The organism is Sphingobium aquiterrae, from assembly GCF_037154135.1.
Lineage (GTDB): Bacteria > Pseudomonadota > Alphaproteobacteria > Sphingomonadales > Sphingomonadaceae > Sphingobium > Sphingobium aquiterrae.
This window is the reverse complement of record NZ_JBANFL010000020.1, coordinates 87,020-94,508: the sequence shown is the minus strand read 5'-3', so window position 1 is coordinate 94,508 and position 7,489 is coordinate 87,020. Positions and strand designations below refer to the sequence as shown.

At 64.5% G+C, this 7,489-nt stretch carries 7 protein-coding genes; 5 read left to right on the top strand and 2 right to left on the bottom strand.

The annotated features are described in order from the left end of the window. Nucleotides 1-73: 73 nt before the first annotated feature. Together WFP78_RS19185 and WFP78_RS19180 are read right to left on the bottom strand one after the other, a co-directional pair. Nucleotides 74-1,141: a glycoside hydrolase family 5 protein gene (locus tag WFP78_RS19185; RefSeq protein WP_336965880.1), complete on the bottom strand. Its 1,068-nt coding sequence runs from the start codon at nucleotides 1,139-1,141 to the stop codon at nucleotides 74-76. 165 nt (nucleotides 1,142-1,306) lie between these two features. Continuing rightward, the gene (locus tag WFP78_RS19180) at nucleotides 1,307-2,098 is read right to left on the bottom strand and encodes a transglutaminase-like cysteine peptidase (RefSeq protein WP_336965878.1); all 792 of its coding nucleotides are present in this window, start codon (nucleotides 2,096-2,098) and stop codon (nucleotides 1,307-1,309) included. A gap of 318 nt (nucleotides 2,099-2,416) precedes the next feature. Between WFP78_RS19180 and WFP78_RS19175 the strand changes: the two genes are divergently transcribed. The 5 genes from WFP78_RS19175 to WFP78_RS19155 all read left to right on the top strand — a co-directional run bounded on the left by WFP78_RS19175 (nucleotide 2,417) and on the right by WFP78_RS19155 (nucleotide 7,487). Next, nucleotides 2,417-3,040 carry an SIS domain-containing protein gene (locus tag WFP78_RS19175; protein ID WP_336965876.1) on the top strand — a complete coding sequence of 208 codons (624 nt, stop codon included), beginning with the start codon at nucleotides 2,417-2,419 and terminating at the stop codon, nucleotides 3,038-3,040. Continuing rightward, nucleotides 3,037-4,008: an SDR family NAD(P)-dependent oxidoreductase gene (locus WFP78_RS19170; RefSeq protein ID WP_336965874.1), complete on the top strand. Its 972-nt coding sequence runs from the start codon at nucleotides 3,037-3,039 to the stop codon at nucleotides 4,006-4,008. Before WFP78_RS19175 ends, WFP78_RS19170 begins: the two co-directional genes overlap by 4 nt. Continuing rightward, nucleotides 4,005-5,309 carry an HAD-IIIA family hydrolase gene (locus tag WFP78_RS19165; protein ID WP_336965873.1) on the top strand — a complete coding sequence of 435 codons (1,305 nt, stop codon included), beginning with the start codon at nucleotides 4,005-4,007 and terminating at the stop codon, nucleotides 5,307-5,309. Before WFP78_RS19170 ends, WFP78_RS19165 begins: the two co-directional genes overlap by 4 nt. Next, complete coding sequence (locus WFP78_RS19160; RefSeq protein ID WP_336965871.1) at nucleotides 5,306-6,280, top strand: GHMP family kinase ATP-binding protein; 975 nt, start codon at nucleotides 5,306-5,308, stop codon at nucleotides 6,278-6,280. Before WFP78_RS19165 ends, WFP78_RS19160 begins: the two co-directional genes overlap by 4 nt. Nucleotides 6,281-6,434: 154 nt before the next feature. Then, entirely contained in the window at nucleotides 6,435-7,487 is a 1,053-nt protein-coding gene (locus WFP78_RS19155) for a glycosyltransferase family 4 protein (RefSeq protein ID WP_336965869.1), read from the top strand. The last annotated feature ends 2 nt before the right edge of the window (nucleotides 7,488-7,489 follow it).

Genomic DNA, 7,489 nt, shown 5'->3' with positions numbered 1-7,489 from the left:
ACCATGCTCTATTTATCTTTTGTTTTCCGCATTTTCCGAGTCGTCAGATGATCCCATCTGACTAGAAAATGCTCTAGCGCGGCTTCTTCACGTCGTTGCCGCCGCGTGCGGCGATGTAGTCGGTCAGCAGCTTCATCTGTGGCCGGTCTTCCCATTTGCCGTCCGTCCTGGGCTGGACGGTGATGTTCCAGCTGTCGGTCCAGTCGCCGCCCGCCCAATAGGCATAGCCGACCAGCACGTCGCCGCTCGCCGCGACCTCCTTCAGGAACAGGTCCAGCGTCTTGAGCCAGCCGGGATGGTCGCCGGGGACGCCCGATTCGCCGATATGCCCCTTATACCCGTGCAGGCGCAGCCAGTTGACGAAGGGGCGCAGCCGTTCCGGTGCGATCTCCGGATAGGTGCCGTCCTTTTCATAGGGGAGTTTGTAGAGGCCGCTCGTATCCTTGTCGAAATAGACATGGGCCGAATAGACCAGCCGCCTTGCCGGGTCCTTGATGTCGAGCGACCCGTTGGACTGCATCCAGCGCCCCGCGCTCGCCCAGTCGTCGCCCTCGACATAGATGGTGGTTTTCCGGTCGATTTTGCGGATGGCGTCGACGGTCTTCTGCGCGGCTTCGGGCCATGCCTGCGGGCTGGGCATGTCATGCGGCTCGTTCATGATGTCATAGCCGGCGAAGCGGCCCGGATAGGCCCTGATGAAGCGCGTCCAGAAATCGGCGAGCGCATCGGTCGGCAGTTCCTTCGATCCCAGCTTGTGGCCGCCATGCTCGCCAAAGGCATGGACATCGGGAATGATGCGGAAGCCGACCTTCTTCGCGCGATCCAGAAAATCGGTGAGTTCGGTGAGCTTCGCCTTGTTCAGCGGGCCGAAGGGCCTGGGCTGCAGCCGTTCCCAGTTGATCGGCAGGCGGATGGTGCGGAAGCCCTTGCCCCAGAAATAGGACAGCGTGTCGTTGCTCGACAGGATGTAGACGACTCCCGGAGTATCGGGCTTTCCGGGCGGCGTGGGATTGCTGTAGCTGCCAAGGTTGATCTGCAGTTCCGGGCGCGGCCCCCTGCTGATGGCTGGCTCGCCCGCGCAGGCGCAGAGCGCGAGGCTGGCGGGCAGGATACAGGCAAGCGGCCGGAACATCGACGTCATGCGGCTACCTCAATCGTCAGGAACAATGACGATGCGATACACGGGTCGTTACGAAACCGATAGCATGGGAAGACGGATGCGGGCATCGGCGGGACGGCGCGTTTTGGCGCCACCGTCCACCGCATATGCCGACCGGCCGGACCCTTATCGGGATGTTGGCCCCGATCAGGACGAAAGCGGCGGCGTGGCCGGGGCCGCGCTGTTCGCCATGCGGCGGCCGGGGGTGGTTTCCACCCGCATCCAGGTCAGCGGATCGTCCGCCGATTGCTGGCGCAGCCACACATAGCCGGTCTCGTTCCAGCGCACGACATGCGGCGTCATGCTGTCCAGCACATAATCGCCATCGTCCAGCCGGGCGATGAGGATGGTGTGCAGGCCGATGCTCGCGCGGAAGGTGACGGCGTAGAACAGGCGCGAAGGCGGAAAGCCGCGCTCGATGAGGCGCATGCGCTTTTCGATCGCCAGATCCTCGCAATCGCCCACCGGATGGCGGTAATCGGTCGGCCGGCGCCAATATTCGCCGATGCCCATCTGGTCGATGTCGGACCGCTGGATGGCGGTGTGATTGACTTCCTTGTTGATGTTTTTCAGCGTCCTGAGCGTGAGCGGCAGCAGCGCTGCCGGGGCGGCCGCGCCGATAGCGGCGATGCCATCGTTCTGGCGGCTGAAGACGGCAATGGGCGACATAGTGGGCGACAGCGCGATGCCGCCCGTGGCCAGCACGGGCATGCCCGGCGTGGCGTGCAGCGCCATGATCGCGGCTGGATCGACGGACATGCCCGCCGCGCAGAGCGCGCTGTTCCGGGCGCACATGTCGACGAAGCCCGATGGCGCATCGGCCACCGCGCCCCCCGGCATGAACGGCTCCCGGCTTGTCCGGCCCTGGGCCGGAACGGCGGCGGCAAGCATGCCGAGGAATATCATTCGGGCGAAATACGAGACTCCAGGCGCTGTCATGCTGCACTCCCTGTCCCCGGGATGCACAATCGCAGCAAAGCGCTCTCATTCGCCTAATGGCTTTGATTAACAGGAAATTCATGCTGTTATGGCACGGCCGCACCCGCCGTTGGGGGCGGTGTCGCTCCACCCGTGACGGCCGTCACAGCGGCGGTTCGGGCGATATTCTATCGATATCGACATTGCGATTTTGCGCTGCGGCGGTTAGCCCTGACAAGAATGACGCGAGGATGAAACCATTTCTGTTCGCCCGACTGCTCCGTGGAACCCGTCAGCCCGCTTGATCGTTACCGTCGCGAAATCTTACAGGGGGCTGCATTGAGTTCGACCGATCCCCGCCACCGCAACGATTATGGCGGCGCGCAATCCCTTGCCGATTTCGTCCTGTCCTATGCCGACCGGCTGCACGCGGCCCTGCAGGGCGTGGACCAGGCCGCGTTGCAGGCCGCGCTCGCCCTGGTCGAGGATGCGGCGGGCGGCGGGAAGCATGTGTTCTCCATCGGCAATGGCGGGTCGGCGGCGATCGCCGAGCATCTGTGCTGCGACTGGACCAAGGGCACGCATCATCACGACCATCCGGTGATCGACGCCCGATCGCTCTCCAGCAATGTCGCGCTCTATACCGCGGTCGCCAATGATTTCGGCTTCGAAAAGGTGTTCGAAAACCAGATCGCGATGCTGGGCAAGCCGGGAGACCTGCTGATCGCGGTGTCCTCCTCCGGCAACAGCCCCAATATCATCGCGGGTGTCGAGGCGGCACGGGCGAAGGACATGAAGACCATCGGCATGAGCGGCTTTTCCGGCGGCAGGCTGCGCGACGTGGCCGATGTCAGCCTGCACATCGACATCAACAATTACGGGATCGTGGAGGATGCGCATCAGGCGATTGCGCATATCCTGGCGCAATATATCGCCCGCAAGCGGGACGGGGTGCAGGCATGAAGGCGTTTGTCGCCGGGGGCGCGGGCTTCATCGGTTGTCATCTGTGCGAGCGGCTGGTGGCGCGGGGCTGGCATGTCACCGTGGCCGACAATCTCTCGCTGGGCCATCGCGAGTTCATCGCGCCGCTGGAGGCACAGGGCGCGCTCGACTTCATCGCGATGGACGTGACGGACGTGGACGCGCTGTCCGCGTTGTTTGCCGCGCGCGGCTTCGATGTGGTGTTCCACATGGCCGCCAATTCGGACATCGCGCGCAGCTTTGCCGACCCGATGACCGATTTCGGCAGTACCTTGCAGACGACCTATGCGGTGCTGGACGCGATGCGACGCAACGCGGTGAAGCAGATCGTCTTCGCCTCCACATCCGCCATCTATGGCGAGGCGAAGGGCAAGCTGAGCGAAGATCATGGCCCGCTGCTGCCGATCTCCCATTATGGCGCGGCCAAGCTCGCGTCGGAGGCGTTCATTTCCTCCTATGCCGAAAATTACGGCATGCAGGCGTGGATCGCGCGCTTCCCCAATGTGGTCGGCGACCGGCTGACCCATGGCGCGATCTACGATTTCGTGAACAAGCTGCGGCGTGATCCGACCCGCCTTGAAGTGCTGGGCGACGGCAGCCAGACCAAGCCCTATCTCCATGCCGACGATCTGGTCGAGGCGATCCTGCTGGGGTGGGAGAAGCTGGACGGCAAGGTCAATGTCTTCAACATCGGCGGCGAGACCCGCGCCAGCGTGGCGCAGATCGCGCAGATCGTGGTGGAGGAGTTCGGCGGCGGCGCGCGGATCGACTATACCGGCGGCGATCGCGGCTGGGTGGGCGACGTGCCCAGCGTCGATTATGACGTGTCCCGGGTCAGCGCGCTGGGCTGGCGCCCGAAACTCGATTCGCAAGGGGCGATCCGGGCAGCCGCGCGCTGGATGGTGGCCAGTTCGGCAGCAGACAGTTCGGCGGCGGATAACGCCGCGTGAAGATCGTGGTGCTGGCAGGTGGCAAGGGAACGCGCCTTGGCCTGCCCGACTTGCCCAAGCCGATGGCGCCCGTGGCCGGGCGGCCGCTGCTGGAGCGCATTGTCGATGTCGGCAAGGCCAGCGGTTTTGACGATTTCCTGTTCCTCAACGGCCATCTGGGCGAGAAGATCGAGGCGCATTTCGGCGACGGATCGGATTTCGGCGTCCGCATCGCCCATTTCCGCGAGCCCGCGCCGCTGGGCACCGCCGGCGCCGTGCGTGCGGCACGGGCGGCGCTGACCGACCCGTTCATCCTCATCTATGGCGATATCCTGCTGGACGTCGACCTTGCCCATTTCGCCGACTTCCACCGCGAGCACGGCGGCATCGCCAGCCTGTTCGTCCATCCCAACGACCATCCCCATGACAGCGACCTGGTGGAGACGGGCGCGGGCGCGCGCATCACTCGCTTCCTGCCCAAGCCGCATGAGCCCGGCACCTGGCTGCCCAATCTGGTGAGCGCGGCGCTATATGTGATGGAGCCCGGGGCGATCGACCATGTGCCCGATGGCGCATGGGACTGGGGGCGGGACATCTTCCCCGCCATGGTCGATGCCGGGCTGCCGCTCCATGCCTATCGCAGCGTCGAATATGCCAAGGACATGGGCACGCCCGAGCGGCTGGCGAAGGGGACGCGCGACATCCAGTCGGGCAAGGTCGGGCGCCTGAGCCGCCGCACCGCCAAGCCGACGGTGTTCCTCGATCGCGACGGGGTGCTCAATGTCGAGCGCAACGGCGTGCATCGGCCGGAGGACATGCAACTGCTGTCCGGCGTGGCGGACGCCGTGGCGGCGCTCAACAGGGCGGGGGTTCCCGCGATCTGCGTCACCAACCAGCCGGATATCGCCAAGGGCTTTTTCACCGAAGAGGATCTGCGCCGGGTGTTCTGCGCGCTCGACATGGCCTTGGCCGAGGCGGGCGGCGCCTATCTGGACGATGTCTTCTACTGCCCCCATCATCCGGACAAGGGGTGGGAAGGGGAAGTGGCGGCCCTGAAGATCGCCTGCGATTGCCGAAAGCCCGAACCGGGCATGCTCAAGGCCGCTGCCGCGCTGCACAATATCGACCTTGCGCGCAGCTGGATGATCGGGGACCGGGCGACCGATATCGCCGCGGCGCGCGCGGTCGGGGCGGGTGCGGTTCTGCTGTCACATCCCGACAGCCCGATTGATGCAACTGCGAAAGCCGATTGCAATCCCGATCTGACCACTGATAGTCTGGCCCTGGCTATCGCTCATGTTCTGGGAGCCCTGCGGCAGTGATTATTTCCCGCACGCCTTTGCGTGTCAGTTTCTGCGGCGGCGGCAGCGACCTGCCTCAATTCTATCGGCAGCATGGTGGCGCCGTGCTCAGCATGTCGATCAAGCGCTATGTCTATCTGTCGATGCACGATTATTTCGAGAGCGACGGATATATTCTCAAATATTCGAAGCTGGAGACGGCGGGTTCCGCCGACGCGATCCAGCATCGTATCCTCAAGCAGGTGTTCCAGGACTACGGCATCAAGGGCATTGATTTCAATTCCAGCGCGGATGTGCCGGCGGGCACCGGGCTGGGATCGTCCAGCGCCTTCACCGTGGGCCTGCTCAACCTGTGCAACGCCTATCTGGGGCGCTATGAGGGGCGCACGACCCTGGCCGAGCGCGCCTGCGACATCGAGATCGAGAAGCTGGGCGAGCCGATCGGCAAGCAGGACCAATATGGCTGCGCGCTGGGCGGCATGAATTTCCTGACCTTCAACCCGGACGAGAGCGTCGAGGTGGAGGCGGTGCCGATCACCACGGAGATGCGGCAGCGGCTGGAACAGTGCCTGGTGATGTTCTACCTGGGCGGCACCCGCTCCGCGAGCGAGCTGTTGAGGGAACAAGGCAGCAGGCTCCGGAACAATGCCGGCGTCGTCGACGACATGAAGGCAATGGTCCGCAGCGCCTACAGCCTGCGCGCGGAAATCCAGGAGGATGTCGATGTGATCGGCCCCTATCTGCATGAGGCGTGGGAGCGCAAGCGCCGGCAGGCGGCGGGGATCAGCAGCCCGCTGGTGGACGACGCCTATGCCCGCGTGCTGGCCGCCGGCGCCACTGGCGGCAAGCTGCTGGGCGCGGGCGGATCGGGCTTTCTGCTCGCCTATGTGCCGGGCGGGCTGGGCCCCGAGGTGCGGGCGGCGTTAAGCGAATATCCGGCCTATGATGTGCGGCTGGACACGATTGGAACCACGATCATCTATTCGGATTGAGCCTCTGTTCTGTCCCGATGATGCGGAAAGGTTTTGGTTTTCTTCGGCTGATACCTTACCAGTACGGCTGCTGCGTTAAGGATCATCCCATTATGGCGTTCACGGATTTGCCTCGGGTTGGAGCGAAAAGCAGTGACTTGGTGTTAGGGGGGCTATGCATCTTCTCATAATCGGCGGCTCTCCCGATCATCAGGGTGGGGTTGAGGCGTTCTGCGAGCGCTCCGCAATCGCCCTCAACCGCCGGGGCAGCCACGAAATCGAATATTTCGCGACCGGCAATGCATTCATGAAGCTGCGCGGCATCCCCAAGCTGTTGCGCGGGCTGCGGCATATGCTGAGCTATCGCGGCAAGCAGCTGGATTGCGTGTGGGTGCAATATGCCAGCCTGCCCGACCTGATCTATGCCTTCGTGGCGAAGCGCGCCGGCTTCAAGGTGATGATTACGCCGCATCTGGGCTCCAACTGGCGATCGCAGAAGGTGGCGGCGCTGCGGGCGCTGAGCAAATGGCTGCTGCGCTCGGCCGACCGGCTGGCGCTGATCTCCCCGACACAGGAGCTGGAGATCGCGCTGCCCGCAGGCGTTCCCCGCTCGCCGATCCGCAATTTCCTGCCTGCCGGCATCCTGGAAGGCAGCATGGCGGACCTGAGCCAGCGGCCGCCCGACACGCTGCAGATCATCCATTCCGGCCGCCTGTCCGAAGGCAAGGGCACGTTCATGGTGGTAGAGCTGTGCGCCCGGCTGAAACAGGCGGGCAAGCCCTTCGCCACGACCATCACCGGCACCGCCGACGAGGCGACGATGGCGCGGCTGCACGCGATGATCGCGCAGCATGGCCTGCAGGACGACATCACCGTGACCGGCCGGGTGAGCGAGGAGGCGCTGTTCGGCTATCTGCGCGGGTCCGACGTGCTGGTGCATCTGTCCAGCATCGATTCCTATCCGCTGATCGTGCTGGAAGCGACCGCATGCAGCGTGTTCCCGGTGTGCATGGAACTGGCGGGCGCCCGCGACATGGTAGAAACCTATGACGGTGTGATCGTGTCGGTGGACCATGCCGTGGACGAGACGGTGGCCGCGCTGATCGACGCCGATGTCACCGAATTGCGCGCCCGCGCAGCGCAGGTCGCGACCCGCGTCCGCGCCGATTACGCCTGGGACAATTGCGCGCGCGCCCTGGAGCAGGCGCTCAAAGCCTGCGTGGGCTGACC